17 protein-coding genes and 1 riboswitch are annotated in these 16,419 nt (G+C 70.3%); of the genes, 10 read left to right on the forward strand and 7 right to left on the reverse strand.

All coding sequences use genetic code 11. From position 1 onward, the window contains the following. Window positions 1–6: 6 nt before the first annotated feature. Both HD593_RS01755 and HD593_RS01760 read left to right on the forward strand, forming a co-directional pair. Entirely contained in the window at window positions 7–1,044 is a 1,038-nt protein-coding gene (locus HD593_RS01755) for an ABC transporter ATP-binding protein (protein ID WP_312903310.1), read from the forward strand. Next, the gene (locus tag HD593_RS01760; RefSeq protein WP_185100381.1) at window positions 1,028–2,044 is read left to right on the forward strand and encodes an ABC transporter ATP-binding protein; all 1,017 of its coding nucleotides are present in this window, start codon (window positions 1,028–1,030) and stop codon (window positions 2,042–2,044) included. Before HD593_RS01755 ends, HD593_RS01760 begins: the two co-directional genes overlap by 17 nt. Before the next feature lie 156 nt (window positions 2,045–2,200). Here the strand turns inward: HD593_RS01760 and HD593_RS01765 are convergent, their stop codons facing one another. The 5 genes from HD593_RS01765 to HD593_RS01785 all read right to left on the reverse strand — a co-directional run bounded on the left by HD593_RS01765 (window position 2,201) and on the right by HD593_RS01785 (window position 6,901). Next, window positions 2,201–3,355 (reverse strand): lipid-transfer protein, encoded by a 1,155-nt coding sequence (locus HD593_RS01765; RefSeq protein ID WP_221525526.1) that lies wholly within the window; start codon window positions 3,353–3,355, stop codon window positions 2,201–2,203. Between the two features lie 26 nt (window positions 3,356–3,381). Then, complete coding sequence (locus HD593_RS01770) at window positions 3,382–3,789, reverse strand: Zn-ribbon domain-containing OB-fold protein (RefSeq protein ID WP_185100383.1); 408 nt, start codon at window positions 3,787–3,789, stop codon at window positions 3,382–3,384. 154 nt (window positions 3,790–3,943) lie between these two features. After that, window positions 3,944–5,272, reverse strand: a complete 1,329-nt coding sequence (locus tag HD593_RS01775) for a S8 family serine peptidase (protein ID WP_185100384.1) — start codon at window positions 5,270–5,272, stop codon at window positions 3,944–3,946. Window positions 5,273–5,391: 119 nt separating this feature from the next. Further along, window positions 5,392–5,997 carry a hypothetical protein gene (locus HD593_RS01780; protein WP_185100385.1) on the reverse strand — a complete coding sequence of 202 codons (606 nt, stop codon included), beginning with the start codon at window positions 5,995–5,997 and terminating at the stop codon, window positions 5,392–5,394. A gap of 97 nt (window positions 5,998–6,094) precedes the next feature. After that, window positions 6,095–6,901, reverse strand: a complete 807-nt coding sequence (locus HD593_RS01785; protein WP_185100386.1) for an SAM hydrolase/SAM-dependent halogenase family protein — start codon at window positions 6,899–6,901, stop codon at window positions 6,095–6,097. A 117-nt stretch (window positions 6,902–7,018) separates the two neighbouring features. Between HD593_RS01785 and HD593_RS01790 the strand changes: the two genes are divergently transcribed. From HD593_RS01790 to HD593_RS01800, 3 genes are all read left to right on the forward strand, one after another. Further along, entirely contained in the window at window positions 7,019–7,318 is a 300-nt protein-coding gene (locus tag HD593_RS01790) for a DUF3263 domain-containing protein (RefSeq protein ID WP_185100387.1), read from the forward strand. A 39-nt stretch (window positions 7,319–7,357) separates the two neighbouring features. Then, complete coding sequence (gene otsB, locus HD593_RS01795; RefSeq protein ID WP_185100388.1) at window positions 7,358–8,128, forward strand: trehalose-phosphatase; 771 nt, start codon at window positions 7,358–7,360, stop codon at window positions 8,126–8,128. Between the two features lie 121 nt (window positions 8,129–8,249). Continuing rightward, window positions 8,250–8,828: a hypothetical protein gene (locus HD593_RS01800; RefSeq protein WP_185100389.1), complete on the forward strand. Its 579-nt coding sequence runs from the start codon at window positions 8,250–8,252 to the stop codon at window positions 8,826–8,828. A 72-nt stretch (window positions 8,829–8,900) separates the two neighbouring features. Here HD593_RS01800 and HD593_RS01805 read toward each other — a convergent pair whose 3' ends face one another. Continuing rightward, window positions 8,901–10,124, reverse strand: coding sequence for an MFS transporter (locus HD593_RS01805; protein WP_185100390.1), 1,224 nt, complete (start codon window positions 10,122–10,124; stop codon window positions 8,901–8,903). Window positions 10,125–10,166: 42 nt separating this feature from the next. Next, on the reverse strand, window positions 10,167–11,591 hold the full coding sequence (locus HD593_RS01810) for an alpha,alpha-trehalose-phosphate synthase (UDP-forming) (RefSeq protein WP_185100391.1): 1,425 nt from the start codon (window positions 11,589–11,591) through the stop codon (window positions 10,167–10,169). A 31-nt stretch (window positions 11,592–11,622) separates the two neighbouring features. Between HD593_RS01810 and HD593_RS01815 the strand changes: the two genes are divergently transcribed. The 5 genes from HD593_RS01815 (at window position 11,623) to groL (ending at window position 16,346) form a co-directional block, all read left to right on the forward strand. Continuing rightward, complete coding sequence (locus HD593_RS01815; protein WP_185100392.1) at window positions 11,623–12,177, forward strand: RNA polymerase sigma factor; 555 nt, start codon at window positions 11,623–11,625, stop codon at window positions 12,175–12,177. A 79-nt stretch (window positions 12,178–12,256) separates the two neighbouring features. Beyond that, window positions 12,257–12,398: riboswitch (SAM riboswitch) on the forward strand. A gap of 13 nt (window positions 12,399–12,411) precedes the next feature. Next, on the forward strand, window positions 12,412–13,647 hold the full coding sequence (gene thrC, locus HD593_RS01820) for a threonine synthase (protein WP_185100393.1): 1,236 nt from the start codon (window positions 12,412–12,414) through the stop codon (window positions 13,645–13,647). Window positions 13,648–13,671: 24 nt separating this feature from the next. Continuing rightward, window positions 13,672–13,947 (forward strand): MoaD/ThiS family protein, encoded by a 276-nt coding sequence (locus HD593_RS01825; protein WP_043633550.1) that lies wholly within the window; start codon window positions 13,672–13,674, stop codon window positions 13,945–13,947. A 244-nt stretch (window positions 13,948–14,191) separates the two neighbouring features. After that, window positions 14,192–14,392 carry a cold-shock protein gene (locus tag HD593_RS01830; protein WP_106250594.1) on the forward strand — a complete coding sequence of 67 codons (201 nt, stop codon included), beginning with the start codon at window positions 14,192–14,194 and terminating at the stop codon, window positions 14,390–14,392. A gap of 328 nt (window positions 14,393–14,720) precedes the next feature. Next, complete coding sequence (groL, locus tag HD593_RS01835; RefSeq protein ID WP_080044720.1) at window positions 14,721–16,346, forward strand: chaperonin GroEL; 1,626 nt, start codon at window positions 14,721–14,723, stop codon at window positions 16,344–16,346. Window positions 16,347–16,419 lie beyond the last annotated feature (73 nt).

Raw genomic sequence — 16,419 nt, forward strand, 5'->3', positions numbered from 1 at the left:
GACTCAGTGAAGAAAACCTCCACAAACCTGTTGCCCGCCGAGGGAGGGCTGGGCGACGAGCCGCTGCTCGCGGTCGACAACCTGCACGTGGAGTTCCGTACGCGAGCAGGGATCGTCCGCGCCGTCAACGGCGTGAGCTACACGGTCGGGCCCGGCGAGACGCTGGCGGTGCTGGGCGAGTCGGGGTCGGGCAAGTCCGTGACGGCGCAGGCCATCATGGGCATCCTGGACATGCCTCCCGCGGTCATCCCCAAGGGGGAGATCCGCTTCAGGGGCACCGACCTGCTCAAGCTCTCGGAGGAGGCCCGCACGCAGGTGCGCGGCCAGCGGATCGCGATGATCTTCCAGGACGCGCTGTCCGCGCTCAACCCGGTCTTCACCGTGGGCTGGCAGATCAGCGAGATGTTCCGGGTCCACCGGGGCATGTCGAAGACCGACGCCATGAAGAAGGCCGTCGAGCTCATGGACCGGGTCCGCATCCCGGCCGCCAGGCAGCGCGTGCACGACTATCCGCACCAGTTCTCCGGGGGCATGCGCCAGCGCATCATGATCGCCATGTCGATCGCGCTGGACCCCGAAGTGCTGATCGCGGACGAGCCGACCACGGCGCTGGACGTGACCGTCCAGGCGCAGATCATGGAACTGCTGGCCGAGCTGCAGCGCGAGAGCCAGATGGGCCTGATCCTCATCACCCACGACCTCGGGGTCGTGGCCGACGTGGCCGACAAGATCGCGGTCATGTACGCGGGGCGCATCGTCGAGCGGGCCCCCGTGCACGACATCTACCGGGCGCCCGCGCATCCGTACACGAAGGGCCTGCTGGACTCGATCCCCAGGGTCGACCAGAAGGGCCAGGACCTGTACGCGATCAAGGGTCTCCCGCCGAACCTGCTGGACCTGCCGACGGGGTGCGCGTTCCATCCCCGGTGCCCGTACCGGCAGGACAACTGCGTGACCGACGTCCCCCCGCTCTACGAGATCAGCGGCACGCGCGGCAGCGCCTGCCACTACTGGAGGGAGGTCCTCGATGGCGAACAGCAGTGAGCGCATCCTGGAAGTGCGTGATCTGGTCAAGCACTTCCCGCTGACCCAGGGCATCCTCTTCAAGAAGCAGATCGGCGCGATCAAGGCCGTCGACGGCGTCTCGTTCGACCTGAACAGGGGCGAGACGCTGGGCATCGTGGGCGAGTCGGGCTGCGGCAAGTCCACGCTCGCCAAGGTGCTGATGGCGCTCGAACGGCCGACCTCGGGCTCCGTGATGATCAACGGCCGCGACATCGCCAAGGCCAGGGGCGGCGAGCTCAAGCGCATGCGCCGCAACGTGCAGATGGTGATGCAGGACCCGTACACCTCGCTGAACCCGCGGATGACCGTCGGCGACATCATCGGCGAGCCGTACGAGATCCACACGGAGGTCGCCCCCAAGGGCGACCGGCGCAAGAAGGTGCAGGAGCTGCTGGAGGTGGTCGGGCTCAACCCCGACCACATCAACCGCTACCCGCACCAGTTCTCCGGCGGCCAGCGGCAGCGCATCGGCATCGCCCGGGGGCTGGCGCTGCAGCCGGAGATCATCGTCTGTGACGAGCCGGTCTCCGCGCTCGACGTGTCGATCCAGGCGCAGGTGATCAACCTGCTGGAGCGGCTGCAGAACGAGTTCAACCTGGCCTACATCTTCATCGCCCACGACCTGTCGGTGGTGCGCCACATCTCCGACCGGGTCGGCGTGATGTACCTGGGCAAGTTCGTGGAGCTGGGCAAGGACACGGAGATCTACGACCGTCCCGCGCACCCGTACACGCAGGCGCTGCTGTCGGCGGTGCCGGTGCCCGACCCGGACGGGCGGGAGCAGCGGGAGCGGATCATCCTCCAGGGCGACCCGCCGTCCCCGGCGAACCCGCCCAGCGGGTGCCGCTTCCGCACGCGCTGCTGGAAGGCCCAGGAGATCTGCGCGGAGGAGGAACCGCTCCTCCAGATCCGCCCGGGCACGAGCCACGAGAGCGCCTGCCACTTCGCCGAAACCCATGATGTGGTGCACGTGAGCTGAACTGTGCCGCTCCGTTCAAGGGCCCTCATCCGTTACGGCAGTGCCATGGGCACCCCAGACGCCGTACGTGGCTGAGGGCCCTCCAGGGAGACGGCGGCTGAACCCGTCAGTGGCCGGCCGCCGTTACGGCGCATGGTGGGCCGTCTCCGTGGCCTGCTAGACCGTGGCGATGATCGCCGAGCCGTGGCCGAACAGGCCCTGGTTGGCGGCCAGGCCGACGCGGGCGTTCGCCGTCTGGCGGGCGCCCGCGCGCCCTCTCAGCTGCGTGGCCAGCTCCACGAGCTGGGCGATGGCCTGCGCAGGGATGGCCTCGCCGAACGACGCCAGGCCACCCGACGGGTTCACCGGGACGCGGCCGCCCAGGGCCGTCCGGCCGTCGCGCAGCAGCTTCTCCGCCTCGCCCGGCGGGCACAGGCCGAGGTCCTCCATCCAGTCCAGCTCCAGCGCCGTGGACAAGTCGTACACCTCCGCCAATGAGAGGTCATCCGGGCCCACCCCGGCCTCCTCGTACGCCGCGTGCGTGATCGCGGCTCTGAAGGGCCTCTCAGGCGCGGGGACGGCGGCGCAGGAGTCCGTGGCGAAGTCCGGCAGCTCCAGCACCGTGTTCGGGAAGAGGGGGGTGACCGTGGACACGGCGGCCAGGCGGACGAAGCCCGTGCCGCGGCGGCGGGCGTACTCCTCCGAGGCGAGCACCACCGCGGCGCCCCCGTCCGAGGTGGCGCAGATGTCCATGAGGCGCAGTGGGTCGGCCACCATGGGCGAGGCCAGCACCTCCTCGGCGGTGACGGGCTTGCGGTAGCGGGCCATCGGGTTGAGCGAGCCGGCCAGCGCGTTCTTGACCTTGACGGCGGCGAAGTCGGCTGAGGTCGAGCCGTACAGGGCCATGCGGCGGCGGGCGTAGAGGGCGAAGTAGGCGGGGTTCGTGGCGCCGAGGAGGCGGAACCGCAGCCAGTCGGGGTCGTCGGGACGGTCGCCGCCCACCGGCTTGAAGAAGCCCTTGGGGGTGGCGTCGGCGCCGATCACGAGGGCGACGTCGCACAGGCCGGCCAGGATCCGGGCCCTGGCGATGTCCAGCGCCTGCGCGCCCGACGCGCACGCCGCGTAGCAGGAGGCGACCCTGGCGCCGGACCAGCCCAGCTCCCTGGCGTAGGAGGCGCCGGAGACGAAGCCGGGGTAGCCGTTCCTGATCGTGTCGGCGCCGACGACGTACTGCACGTCGGTCCACTCCAGGCCGGCGTCCCGCAGGGCCGCGCGGGCGGCCGCGACGCCGTACTCCAGGAAGGGCCGGCCCCACTTGCCCCACGGGTGCATGCCCGTGCCCAGCACCGCCACCGCGCTCACGAGGCCCGCCCCCACATCCACACCAGCGGCCCGTCGGCCAGCGGTCCCGAGGTCAGCTCCAGCTCCATGCCCACCTGCAACTGGTCTGCCGTCAGGCCCTTGACCTGGCCGAGCACCACGATGCCTACCTCGTCCAGCTCGACCGCGGCCAGCGTGACCGGAACGTACGGGTCCGCCGCCACGTACGGGGCCGGGGGTGGGTAGCAGGCGTTCGTGTACGACCAGACGCGGCCGCGGCGTGGCAGCGGCCGCACCTGGGTGTCGGTGCTCGCGCAGCGCGGGTTCGGGCATGAGCCGGGGCGGGGCGGGAAGGTGATCGTGCCGCAGGCGGTGCAGCTGGTGCCGAGGAGGTGGACGCCGTCCTCGGGGGAGATGGCGAACCAGCCGTCGATGGCGTACGTCATAGCCGGAGTATCACACAAGCGCTTGCTAGGTTGAATCCCTCGCGACGGCGCGCCACCGTGAGCGGGCCGACTCCGACGTTGCGGCGTGCCGGCGTCGGGTGATCCGTTCGGACGTGGTGGCGTGCCGGCCTGCGTCGGTCGGCTCTTGCGGTGATCAGCTCTTGTCGCGCCGGTGGCCGCCGTGTCGCAGCACCACCCGGGCCGACATCACCACGGCCAGCAGCACCATGCCCGCCACCACCGGCATCCTGGAACCGGGCGCGGGCCCGGCGCCGAAGTACGGCCCGGGCCGGGGCGGGGCGGTCGCCGGCACGTCGAGCCGGTCGGCCTCGCGCAGGGCGAGCAGCGCGTTGGCCACGCCGTGCCCGTAGGCGGGGCTGTAGCCGTCGGCGGGCCGCCGCCTGGTGCCCAGCTCGATGGCCATCCGCACGTGGTACGGCGACAGGTCCGGATGCGCCGACCTGATCAGGGCCGCGATGCCGGCGACCATGGCGGCGGCCGAGCTGGTGCCGTCGCCGACCACGTACGAGTCGCTGCCGTCGGCGGTGACGATCTCCGTGCCGGGGGCGACCACCGACACGTAGTCCTGCCTGTTGGAGAAGGCGGCCACCTTCATCCGCCGGTCCACCGCGCCCACCGCGATCACCCCGGGGTAGGCGGCGGGGAAGTTCTTCCTGTTGCCGGCCGCGCCGTCGTTGCCCGACGAGGCGACCAGCACGGCGCCCTTGGCGATCGCGTACTGGACGGCCTCCTCCTCCGCCGCCGAACCCTCCCACGCGCCGCTGCCGCCGCCGAGCGACATGCTGATCACGTCGGCGCCGTGGTCGGCCGCGTACCTGATGCCCATGGCCAGCGCGTCCCGCCAGCCCGAGCCCGAGCGCTGCTTCTCGCGGCGCGGGTCGCCGTTCTCCAGCGTCACCCTGACCGACAGCACCTTGGCGGCGGGCGCCACCCCCAGGATCCCGCCCTTGCGGCCGTCGCCGTGCCCGCGCCCCGCGATCAGGCTGGCCATGGCGGTCCCATGCGGCCCCCACGCCCCCTTGTCGGCACCCGCCGCGCCCGCGTCCAGGTCTGTGGCGGCGGCGTCCGCATTCGCGCCAGTACGGGTGGTGGTTCCCGCGGTCGGCGTCGTGCGGGTGGTCGTGCTGCTCGCGGCAGTGCGGGTGGTTGTGGTGTTCGGTGCTGTGCGGGTGGTTGTGGTGCTCGGGGCTGCGCCGGTGGTGGCGCCGGTCAGGTCCGGGCCGGGGATGACGGCGCCCTGGAGGTCGGGGTGGCGGGCGTTCACGCCGGTGTCGAGCACGGCCACCACCACGCCCTCGCCCCTGCTCGACCGCCATGCCTCGGGCAGCCGCAGCGCGGCGAGCTGCCACTGCCCGGCGCGCGCCGCCTCGGCCACGTTGTCCGCCTCCGCGCCCTCATCCCCGTCGTCCGCCCACGCGCCGGACCCGGCGGCGCAGGACACCAGCCCTGCCAGCAGGAGCACAGGCAGAGCCCGCCTTCTCCGCCGGCCGGCGCCACGCCCGGCACCGCCGCCGGAACCCGTCGCGGATCCGGCGCCGCCGCCGGGACTCGTCGTGGGCCCAGACGCGCCGTCAGGGGTCCTCATCGGACCAGGGCCTCGTGCAGCGCCGTAGCGAGCCGCCGTGCGGCGTCGCGCAGTCGCGGCACGATGCGGTCGCCCGGCTGGTACGCCCGCCCGTCCGCGTACCCCGCGGCCGTCGCCACCATGTACCGCCCCGCGGACCCGACGACCACGCCGGTGAAGTACTGCCGGTCGCCGAACCGCTCGGCCGGCCCGCCGGGGAACGCCGCGGGGCGCACGGTGGCGGGCCGGCCCGAGCCGTTCCGGCCGGGCAGGGGCGTGTCGAGCACGGCGATGCCCACGGTGACGACGAAGGTCTGCGTGCTGTCGGCGTACGTGGCGCGTAAGGCGGTGCGGCAGCCGGGGCGTACCGCGGCGGGCTGGAAGGCGACCCGGCAGGGCGCCTCGGGGGCGACCCCGGTCAGCACGTACGTGACCCTGGCCCCCGAAGGGCTGTGGCCGGGCACCGCGGCGGGGAACACGCGGACGACCGGCCAGGCGTGCCAGCGTTCGGAGACGGGCGGCGCCGGGGCGGGCAGGACCAGGGAGACGAGGGAGAGCAGCACAACGGACAGGTGGTACACGGCGACCTCGAACGGGAGGGGAGGGACCTCCGATCTGTCCATGCATTCTGACATGCGGGTGCGCGCTCAATCCGACGCTTCGGTAAACAGACCGATACGCGGAGTAATTGCGGATCTGCGGCTTTCCGCCGCTAGAAGCCTATGGAGTGGGTGAAAGTCGCACATGTGCCCCGGGTGGGAGCCCCAGCCGCTGCGCCGCGTCACCGGAGTTGACCGCGATCGCGATCAGCCCGGCCGAGTCCGCGAACGCCACCAGTTCCCCGGGCGGCACCGCCGCGTACGTCTCCCGGTACGGCAGCGCGAGCTGCCGCCGCCCCAGCCAGACCCCGAGAGTGTCGCCCACCCGGACACCCAGCGCCTGAAGGTCGCCGGCCGCGATCGAGAGCTGCGTGTTGCCGTAGCGGTCCACCGAGACGACCTCGCCCTCCACCGAGCCCTCGCGCAGCAGCGAGGTAGGCTCGGGCAGCGTGACGAGCCTGGCCAGCGGCACCTCGGGCCCCAGGTCGGCCGGCCTCAGCCCCCCGCACAGCCGCCCCGCGACCGGCGAGAACACGTCGCGCCCGTGAAAGGTCGGGGAGACAGGGTGCAGGAAGTGATCGGCGTTGCTGATCTCGTACGCCGCCCGCGCGCCGCCGCTGGCGTGCAGGGCCCACGACAGCAGCCCGTTGTCGGGGCCGATGAACACCCGGCCGCCCGCCTCCACGGCCACCGCCCGCCTGGCGCCGCCCGCGCCCGGATCGACCGCGCCGATGTGGATGCCCTGGGGGAGGTACGGGATGGTCTGGGCGAGAACCGCCGCGCCTCGCCGTACGTCACCGGCGGGGATCAGGTGGCACACGTCGATCACCCGCGCCTCGGGGGCGATCCCGGCGATCACTCCGTGACAGGCCGCCACATAACCATCCTCGAGCCCGTAGTCCGTGAGGAGCGTGATGACTGGGGTCACATTTCGTGACTGTACGTCTCTCAATCCGCCGTGAACAGCCGCACTCCGCACATTACGATGGCCACGGGCCGCGTGCGGGCGACGTGATCGTCATCCGCCCCTTTCGAGGAGGACACCATGGGAGCACCGCTCAGCGGTGACAATGCTGCCCAGGAACCGTCCCGCCAACCACTCTCCGACCGCGAACTCGAGCTCCTCGCCTTCGAGCGCCAATGGTGGCGCTACGCGGGCGCGAAGGAGCACGCCATCAAGGAGACCTTCGGGTTCTCCGCCACCCGCTACTACCAGTTGCTCGGCGTGCTGATCGACCGGCCGGAGGCACTCGAGCACGACCCCATGCTGGTCAAGAGGCTGCGCAGGTTACGGTCCACGCGACAGCGTGACCGCGCTGCCAGAAGGCTTGGCATGCGTCCCTGACCTGCTGGGTACGGCAGGCGCGTGAAGAACATCCCTGGAATGGAAGCGATCCTGAGCGATCCGGCAGGCGCCGTGATCGGGCTGGACTTCGACGGCACCCTGTCGCCGATCGTGCCCGACCCCGCCAAGGCCGTGATCCACCCGCAAGCGCCTGGTGTACTCGCCGACCTGGGCGCGCATGTCCTCGCGGTGGCCATCGTGACCGGGCGTCCCGCGGCCACCGCACTGGAGCTCGGACCCGGCCTGGCCGACGTGCCGGGGCTGGTCGTGCTCGGGCACTACGGCTTCGAACGCTGGGAGGGCGGGCGGATCTCCGCGCCCCCGCCCCCGCCGGGAGTGCCCAGGGCCGAGGCGGAGCTGCCGCTGCTGCTCGACTCGCTCGGCCTGAGCGACGTGACCGTCGAGGACAAGGGCCGGGCGGTGGCCGTGCACACCAGGCGCAGCCCCGACCCCGAGGGGGCGCTGGCCAAGCTGCGCGAGCCCCTGGCCAAGCTGGCAGAGAAGCACGACCTGGTGCTCGAACCGGGGCGGATGGTGCTGGAGCTGCGGCCGCCCGGCATGGACAAGGGGCACGCGCTGAGCCTGTTCCTGGCGGAGCGGGAGGCGAGGTCCGTCATGTTCGTGGGCGACGATCTGGGGGATCTGGCCGCGTTCGACGCTGTACGCGCTTCCGGGCTGCCGGGTGTGACCGTGTGCAGCGGGTCCACCGAGGTGACGGCGCTGGCCGAGCGGGCCGACATCGTGGTGGACGGGCCCGAGGGAGTGGTGGCGCTGCTCGCCGAGCTGGCCTCCGCCTTCAGCCGTTCCTGAGCGGGTTCCGCCGCTTTCAGCCGTCCCTGACTCCGCTTTCAGCCGTCCCTGAGCGGGTTCCTCCGCGCGGTTTCAGTCGTTGGTGACTGATCTGCAAGTCGCGGTCCCTAGGGTCGGTCGCATGCACAAGCGTTACCTCGCCGTCGTGGCCGCCACCGGGGTGGCCGCGGCCACCCTCCTCACCTCCTCGCTGCCTGCCGGTGCCGCTCCCGCCCAGCAGCTCACGTTCAGGGGCATGACGCTCTACGTCCCGATCCAGTGGGTGGTCCACCGGTTCGGCGCCGACGCCGTCCAGGTGGTCACCGGCAAGTGCGGCAAGGCCCAGGGGTGGAGCACGCCGGAGTGCGACTCGTTCTACATCCTCGGACCGAAGTACATCAAGATCGGCGCGGAGGGCTTCGGCGCCTACACCGGCAAGCGGCCGTTCTACACGGCCAGCGACGTGCAGCCCTGCCCCTTCAACGACAAGTGGGGCGAGGTGATCGGGCCCAAGGTCAGCCGGGGGCTGCGCCAGGTCGGGCCCGGGCACAAGGCGGCCTACAACGCATGGCAGTCCAAGTGCGTCTCCTACTCCAGCACCAAGGTGTACAAGCGCTTCACGCAGCGCGAGTGGTACCTGCCGAAGTCGAAGATCCTCGTCGTGGACCAGTGGAACACGCCGGGCCTGGCCGACACGCTCAAGCACGCCGACTGGCGGTAGCACAGCCCCCGGCTCACATGCACCCGGCCCGGGCACGTCCGCTCACCTGTGCCCGGCCCGGGGACTTCCCGCTCATCCGCGCCGGCCGGGCACGAGCACCCCGGCGACCGCGAGGCCGATGAGCACCGGCACCATCAGGAACGCGCTCCGGGTGCCGAAGCCGTCGGCCAGCGCGCCGAGCACCAGCGGCCCGATCGCCATGGCGGCGCCCGCCCAGATGGGTGAGGCCGCCGCCGCCAGGTCGGCCCGGCCGCCCGCGCCGGCGATCAGCGCGTCCAGCGCGAGCGGGAAGTGCAGGGCTACGCCGAGCCCGCAGATCACCAGCCCGGCGTAGGACAGCACCGGCTGGCCGCTCGTCCAGAACACCAGCCAGCCGGCCAGCGTCAGCCCCAGCGCCCCCGCGAACAGCGGCGCCCGGGGCAGCCGCAGCGCGAGCTGCGCCCCCGCGAACCTGCCCGCCGCCATGCCCGCGATGAACGCCGTCAGCCCGGTCGCCGCCGCGACCGTGGACAGCCCGGTGCTGAGAGCGAGCAGCTCCGCCGCCCACAGGTTGAACGTGAACTCCAGCGCCACGCAGCAGAACAACACCAGCCCCGCCAACTGGAACCGCCACCCGACCCGAGCCGCGGCACCGGTGGCTTCTTCAGTCAGGCCACTCGGGCCCGCGCCGGTCGCAGCGTCGTGCGGGCCGGTCGCGGAGTCGGGCGGGGCGGTGGGGCGGGGGCCGGGCCAGACCCGGCCCATGGCCAGTGCGAGCAGTACGGTCATGACCGGCGTGGCCAGCAGCGCGACCCGCCAGCCGACCGTGCTCTGCCCGATCAGGCTGAGCCCGAACGTCATCCCCATCCCCGCCACCACGGCCACCGCGTTCGCCTCGCTCAACGCGGCCGCCCCGGCAGCCCCGTGATGGTCGCTGAGCGCCGCCATGGCGGTGTAGAGCATCACCGACCCGAACCCACCGGCCACGCCGTACCCCAGCAGGGTGAGCGGCAGCGCGTCGGTGGCGAAGATCGTGAGCATGCCGGCGCTCATTCCCGCCATCCCGATCCAGCTCGTCGCGCGCCGCCCGTACGTACGGGTGAGCAGGGGGAGCAGCAGCCCGGCGGCGATCGTGCCCGCGGCCATGGAGGTGCCGTGCAGGCCCGCGACGGTGGCCGAGGTGCCCTGGTCGGCGCGCAGCAGCGGCACGGCGGCGCTGAGGCCGTACACGAAGGTGGCGAAGGTGCTGAGCTGGAGGTAGATGAGCCAGGTAGGGCGGTCTCTGATCAGACGGACGGGCGATAAGGCCGTGCTCACCCGGCAGCCTCCCGGTGATCGGACTGACCTTGCCCTCCCATGTTAGGTGAGGGCTTCGAGCTGGGCCGCGAGCCACTTCTGCGGTGGCAGGGCGGTGGCGGCGGCGTGCAGCTTGTCGCGGCGCATGCGGCGCTCGTCCTCCGGCATGACGAGCGCGCCGTGCAGCGCGGCGGCGGTGCCGCTGATGTCGTAGGGGTTGACCACGAGGGCGTGCGCGCCGAGCTCGGCGGCGGCGCCGGCCTCGCGGGAGAGCACCAGCGCGCACCGCGGCGACAGGATCGGGCCCTCCTTGGCGACCAGGTTCATGCCGTCGCGGATGGGGTTGACCAGCAGCACGTCGGCCATCCGGTACGCGGCCAGCGAACGCGGGTAGTCGTCGTTGACGTTGAGTATCAGCGGGTCCCAGTCCTCGGTGGCGTACTCGTCCTCGATCTGCTGGGCGCAGCGCTGCACGGACGCGGTGTACTCGCGGTATTCGGGCAGGTCGTGGCGGCTGGGGTAGGCGAAGGCGAGGTGCACGACCCGCCCGTGCCACTCGGGGTGCGCGGCGAGGAACTCACGGTAGGCGATCAGCCCGCGCACGATGTTCTTCGACAGCTCGGTGCGGTCGATGCGGACGATCAGCTTGCGGTCGCCGACCTGCTCCCGCAGCGCGGTCATGTGCGACTCGACATCGGGCTCGCAGGCCCGCTGCCATAGCGCGTCGCCGTCGACGCCGAGGCTGTGCACGCCGATGCGGGTGGTCCTGCCCTCGTACGTGACGCTGCGCCCCACCCGGTCGGCCTCCGCGCCCAGGAGCCGCTCGCAGCAGTCCATGAACGCCTGAGCCCACCTGTCGGTGAGGAACCCGGCGTGATCGGCCCCCAGGATGCCTTCCAGGACCTCGCCCGCCACGTCGTCCGGCAGCAGCGAGAAGTACTCGGGCGGCGCCCACGGGGTGTGGCTGAAGTGCGCGATGCGCAGGTCGGGCCGCTCGGCGCGGAGCATGGCGGGGGTGAGCGTCAGGTGGTAGTCCTGCACCATCACGCGGGCGCCGTGCCCGGCCTCCTCGGCCAGCGCCAGCGCGAACGCGCCGTTGTAGTCGCGGTACGACTCCCACTCGCGCTCGAACCTGGTGCCGAAGTTGGGCGAGTTGGGGATGTCGTAGAGCAGGTGGTTGACGAACCACAGGGTGGAGTTGGCCACGGCGTTGTAGGCGCGGTGGAAGGTGGCGGGCGGGATGTCCAGCATCCGCAGCGGGCCGGTGTCGTAGCCGGCGTGGTCGATGCGGCCTCCGGTGGCCAGCCGGACGGCGCTGCGGTCGCCGTCGGACAGCGCGGCGCAGACCCAGAGCACGCCGTCGTCCTTGGCCACGCCCGACAATCCCGAGACGAGGCCGCCGCCGCCGCGTCTCATCGTCAGCTCGCCGTCGTCGGAGACGGTGAAGGAGACAGGCCCTCTGTTCGAGGCCAGCAGGACGCTGTTCATCTCGGCTCCCTTCGATCATAGGATCCCAGCTATGGCGCTTGATGAGCTAACCGAGGAACTCGCCCGCTCCGCTGCTGCGGGAGATCATCGCGCACTTGGCGAGCTCCTCGCGCGGATTGAGCCGGATGTGATGCGACACTGCGCCCGGATCCTCCCCTATCACCAGGACGCGGAGGAGGCCTCGCAGGATACGTTGCTGGCGGTGGCGCGCAACATCGGGCGCTTCGAGGGTCGGGCGAGGTTCAGCACGTGGCTGCACATCGTGACGGCCAACTGCGCGCGCACCACGTACCGGTCGCTGAAGCGCAGGGCGGCCGAGCAGACCTCCGACGAGCTGCCCATGCAGAAGCCCGACGCGCGGCGGGTCAGCGTGATCGCGGGGTCGCGGCTCGACCTGCTCGACGCGATGGAGGCGCTGGAGGCCGACAAGCCCGACCTGGCGCAGGCACTGGTGCTGCGCGACATCGTCCAGCTCGACTACAACGAGGTGGCCGAGCAGCTCAACATCCCGCTGGGCACGGCGAAATCCCGGATTCATCAGGCCCGCAAATACGTGCAGGGCGTGCTCGGTGAGGACTATCGCTGAGACTGCTTGTCTCGCATGTTGAGACGAGTGGTCATTTCGGGCACTTAAGCGGGTAGAGTCCATTTCAACAACTTCATATTGCTCATCCAGAGGGGTGGAGGGACCGGCCCTGCGAAGCCCCGGCAACCCTCCCGGCTTTCGACTCGCGACCTGGCGAGGCCGACCGGGACAAGGTGCCAATTCCGGTTCGCGGTCAAGGTGGCCGTGGGCGAAGATGAGGGAAGGCCTCGCTTCATGTCGCTCGACTTTGGTCCTGCCGTCGCTCTGTCCTGCCGCGAGTGCGGCGCCCGTTACCCGCTGGGCCCGAGCTTCGCGTGCCAGGAGTGTTTCGGGCCGCTGGAGGCGGCCTACGACTTCGGTGACGTGTCCCGCGCGGAGATCGAATCGGGTCCCGCGAACATCTGGCGTTACCGCTCGCTGCTGCCCGTTCCCGCGGACGTGGCCAGTAAGCCCAATATGAACCCCGGTTGGACGAAATTGGTCAAGGCCGGAAACCTGGGGCGCGCGCTCGGCATCAAGTCCCTTTACGTGAAGGATGACTCGGGCAACCCCACCCACTCCTTCAAGGACCGGGTCGTGGCCATGGCCGTCGAGGCGGCCCGCAACTTCGGTTTCCACACCCTTTCCTGCTCCTCCACGGGCAACCTGGCCGGCGCCGTCACCGCGGCCGCCGCGCGGGCCGGGCTCGACGCGTGCGTGTTCATCCCGGCCAACCTGGAGAAGGCCAAGATCGCCATGGCCCGCGTGTTCGGCGGGCGGCTGATCGGCATCGACGGCACGTACGACGAGGTCAACCGGTTCTGCTCGGAGCTGATCGGCGACCCCATGGGCGACAAGTGGGGCTTCGTCAACGTGAACCTGCGGCCCTACTACGCCGAGGGCTCCAAGACGCTCGCGTACGAGATCGCCGAGCAGCTCGGCTGGCGGCTGCCCGAGCAGATCATCATCCCCATCGCCTCCGGCTCCCAGCTCACGAAGATCGACAAGGGCTTCAAGGAGCTGGTGAGGCTGGGCCTGGTGGAGGACACCCCGTACAAGGTCTTCGGGGCCCAGGCCCTCGGGTGCTCGCCCGTGTCCACGGCCTACAAGGCGGGGCACGACGTCGTGCAGCCGGTCAAGCCCGACACCATCGCCAAGTCGCTGGCCATCGGCAACCCCGCCGACGGGCCGTACGTGCTGGACATCGCCCGGCGTACCGGAGGCGGCGTCGAGGACGTCACGGACGCCGAGATCGTGGCCGCGATGAAGCTGCTGGCCTCGACGGAAGGCATTTTCGCCGAGACCGCCGGCGGGGTCACCGTCGGCGTGCTGAAGAAGCTCACCGAGAGCGGGGTGCTCGACCCCGAGGCGGAGACCGTGGTGCTCAACACCGGCGACGGGCTCAAGACGCTCGACGTGCTCACCGGTGAGGCCGTCGAGCCCACCGCCGTGATCAAGCCCTCTCTCGACGCGTTCCGCGCGACTGTCTGACAACCAGGAAAGGCGATTAGAACCATGAGCGTTTCTGTGCGGATTCCCACCATTCTGCGCACGTACACCGGGGGGAACGCGGAGGTCAGTGGCGAAGGCGCGACTCTTCGTGACGTGCTCGCCAAGCTCGACTCCGACTACCCGGGGATCGGCGCGAGAATTCTGGATGAATCGGGCAAGATTCGTCGTTTCGTCAACGTTTACGTTGGGGAAGAGGACGTCCGTTTCGCCGAAGGCCTCGACACGCCGGCCCCTGAGGGCACTCAGATCTCCATCATCCCGGCGGTCGCCGGCGGCTGAGCCCCGGAGACCTACCCACTTGAAGGCGCCCCTAGTGGGCGCCTTCTCCTTTTCCCTGGCAATTCAACGTTGAACCACCTGTACTGCGAAGAAATAGGCAGTTTGCGGATTGACTCTGTTGCCAAACCCCGTGCCACAGGTATGGTCGAGGGCGATCGTCTGGCTGCTTTTCCGTTAAGTCATACGATTACAGGTCCCGCGGAGGAATGGGCGAGATCTGGGAGACCAGTAAGAGGAGTCGGAAGTGGCGCAGGGCACCGTCAAGTGGTTCAACGCGGACAAGGGCTACGGCTTCATCGCGGTAGACGGTGGTAAGGATGTATTCGTCCATTACTCAGCGATCATGATGGACGGGTACCGCTCTCTCGAACAGGGGCAGCGTGTCGAGTTCGAGATCACGCAGGGCCAGAAGGGGCCGCAGGCGGAGTCCGTCCGCACGGTCTGAACGTCCAAGCTGGTATGCACCGGGCGGGATCGCGCGGCAACGCAGTCCGCGCGAGCCGTCACCTCTCTTTCGCCGACTCGCGTACGGCGAGCCGCTCCGCGCGGCTCGCCGTACCGACTGATTGACCTGGGCGGGAATGCCGGGCGGGGTGGCGTTCGCTTGCACTCGGCAGGGTAGAGTGCTAAACAGTTCGTTGGCACTCTGTGCAGCAGAGTGCCAACACCGGATCGAGACGATGGGGTCTGCCGAACGGAGATGCTGACCCATGCCGTCGCGGGCGTCGGCTCGGTCCACGACAAGCCACCCTGCATGTGGGAGGTCTAGCCTTATGGCAGCCAAGATGATCGCGTTTGACGAGGACGCCCGGCGCGGTCTCGAGCGCGGTATGAACCAGCTCGCCGACGCCGTCAAGGTGACCCTCGGCCCCAAGGGCCGCAACGTCGTGCTGGAGAAGAAGTGGGGCGCTCCCACGATCACCAACGACGGTGTGTCCATCGCCAAGGAGATCGAGCTCGAGGACCCGTGGGAGAAGATCGGCGCCGAGCTGGTCAAGGAAGTCGCCAAGAAGACGGACGACGTCGCGGGCGACGGCACCACGACCGCCACCGTGCTCGCCCAGGCGCTGGTGCGTGAGGGCCTGCGCAACGTCGCCGCCGGCGCCAACCCGATGGCCCTGAAGAAGGGCATCGAGGCGGCCGTCGAGCGCGTCAGCGAGGAGCTCTCCAAGCTGGCCAAGGACGTGGAGACCAAGGAGCAGATCGCTTCCACGGCCTCCATCTCCGCCGCCGACGCCGAGATCGGCTCGCTTATCGCCGAGGCGATGGACAAGGTCGGCAAGGAAGGCGTCATCACCGTCGAGGAGAGCAACACCTTCGGCCTGGAGCTCGAGCTCACCGAGGGCATGCGCTTCGACAAGGGCATGACGTCGATGTACTTCGTCACCGACTCGGACCGCATGGAGGCCGTGCTCGAGGACCCGTACATCCTGATCGTCAACAGCAAGGTCTCCGCCAACAAGGACCTGCTGCCGCTGCTCGACAAGGTCGTCCAGTCGGGCAAGCCGCTGCTGATCATCGCCGAGGACGTCGAGGGCGAGGCCCTGGCGACCCTGGTCGTGAACAAGATCCGCGGCCTGTTCCGCTCCGTCGCCGTCAAGGCGCCGGGCTTCGGTGACCGCCGCAAGGCGATGCTGAACGACATCGCGATCCTGACCGGTGGTCAGGTCATCGCCGAGGAGGTCGGCCTCAAGCTGGAGACCGCCACCCTCGACCTGCTGGGCCGCGCCCGCAAGGTGGTCGTGACCAAGGACGAGACCACGATCGTCGACGGTGCCGGTGACGCCGAGCAGATCTCCGGCCGGGTCAACGAGATCCGCGCCGAGATCGAGCGGACCGACTCCGACTACGACCGTGAGAAGCTCCAGGAGCGCCTGGCCAAGCTCGCCGGTGGCGTGGCGGTCATCAAGGCCGGTGCCGCGACCGAGGTCGAGCTGAAGGAGCGCAAGCACCGCATCGAGGACGCCGTGCGTAACGCCAAGGCGGCCGTCGAGGAGGGCATCGTGCCCGGCGGTGGCGTGGCGCTGCTGCAGGCGGGCGCGAAGGCGTTCGACAAGCTGGAGCTGAACGGCGACGAGGCCACCGGTGCCGCCATCGTGAAGAAGGCGCTGGAGGAGCCGCTCAAGCAGATCGCGGTCAACGCCGGTCTCGAGGGCGGCGTCGTGGTCGAGAAGGTGCGCAACCTCACCCCGGGTGAGGGCCTGAACGCGGCCTCCGGCGAGTACGTCAACATGTTCGAGTCGGGCATCATCGACCCGGCCAAGGTGACGCGCTCGGCGCTGCAGAACGCCGCCTCCATCGCGGCGCTGTTCCTGACGACCGAGGCCGTCATCGCCGAGAAGCCCGAGAAGACCCCCGCCGCCCCGGCCATGCCGGGCGGCGGCGACATGGACTTCTAGGTCTTTTCTCGCCGCGCGGACGAAGAGCGGCCCGGGTTTTTCCGGGCCGCTCTTGTTTTGTTTATCTGCTATT

Source organism: Nonomuraea rubra (assembly GCF_014207985.1).
GTDB lineage: Bacteria > Actinomycetota > Actinomycetes > Streptosporangiales > Streptosporangiaceae > Nonomuraea > Nonomuraea rubra.

Bases quoted from the DNA above. Each gene is read 5' to 3' on its own strand.
- HD593_RS01760 (WP_185100381.1), top strand. From the start codon at position 1,028: ATGGCGAACAGCAGTGAGCGCATCCTGGAAGTGCGTGATCTGGTCAAG.
- otsB (WP_185100388.1), top strand. From the start codon at position 7,358: ATGGAAGCGATCCTGAGCGATCCGGCAGGCGCCGTGATCGGGCTGGAC.
- HD593_RS01800 (WP_185100389.1), top strand. From the start codon at position 8,250: ATGCACAAGCGTTACCTCGCCGTCGTGGCCGCCACCGGGGTGGCCGCG.
- HD593_RS01810 (WP_185100391.1), bottom strand. From the start codon at position 11,591: ATGAACAGCGTCCTGCTGGCCTCGAACAGAGGGCCTGTCTCCTTCACC.
- HD593_RS01770 (WP_185100383.1), bottom strand. From the start codon at position 3,789: ATGACGTACGCCATCGACGGCTGGTTCGCCATCTCCCCCGAGGACGGC.
- HD593_RS01815 (WP_185100392.1), top strand. From the start codon at position 11,623: ATGGCGCTTGATGAGCTAACCGAGGAACTCGCCCGCTCCGCTGCTGCG.
- HD593_RS01825 (WP_043633550.1), top strand. From the start codon at position 13,672: ATGAGCGTTTCTGTGCGGATTCCCACCATTCTGCGCACGTACACCGGG.
- HD593_RS01765 (WP_221525526.1), bottom strand. From the start codon at position 3,355: ATGCACCCGTGGGGCAAGTGGGGCCGGCCCTTCCTGGAGTACGGCGTC.
- thrC (WP_185100393.1), top strand. From the start codon at position 12,412: ATGTCGCTCGACTTTGGTCCTGCCGTCGCTCTGTCCTGCCGCGAGTGC.
- groL (WP_080044720.1), top strand. From the start codon at position 14,721: ATGGCAGCCAAGATGATCGCGTTTGACGAGGACGCCCGGCGCGGTCTC.
- HD593_RS01790 (WP_185100387.1), top strand. From the start codon at position 7,019: ATGGGAGCACCGCTCAGCGGTGACAATGCTGCCCAGGAACCGTCCCGC.
- HD593_RS01780 (WP_185100385.1), bottom strand. From the start codon at position 5,997: ATGGACAGATCGGAGGTCCCTCCCCTCCCGTTCGAGGTCGCCGTGTAC.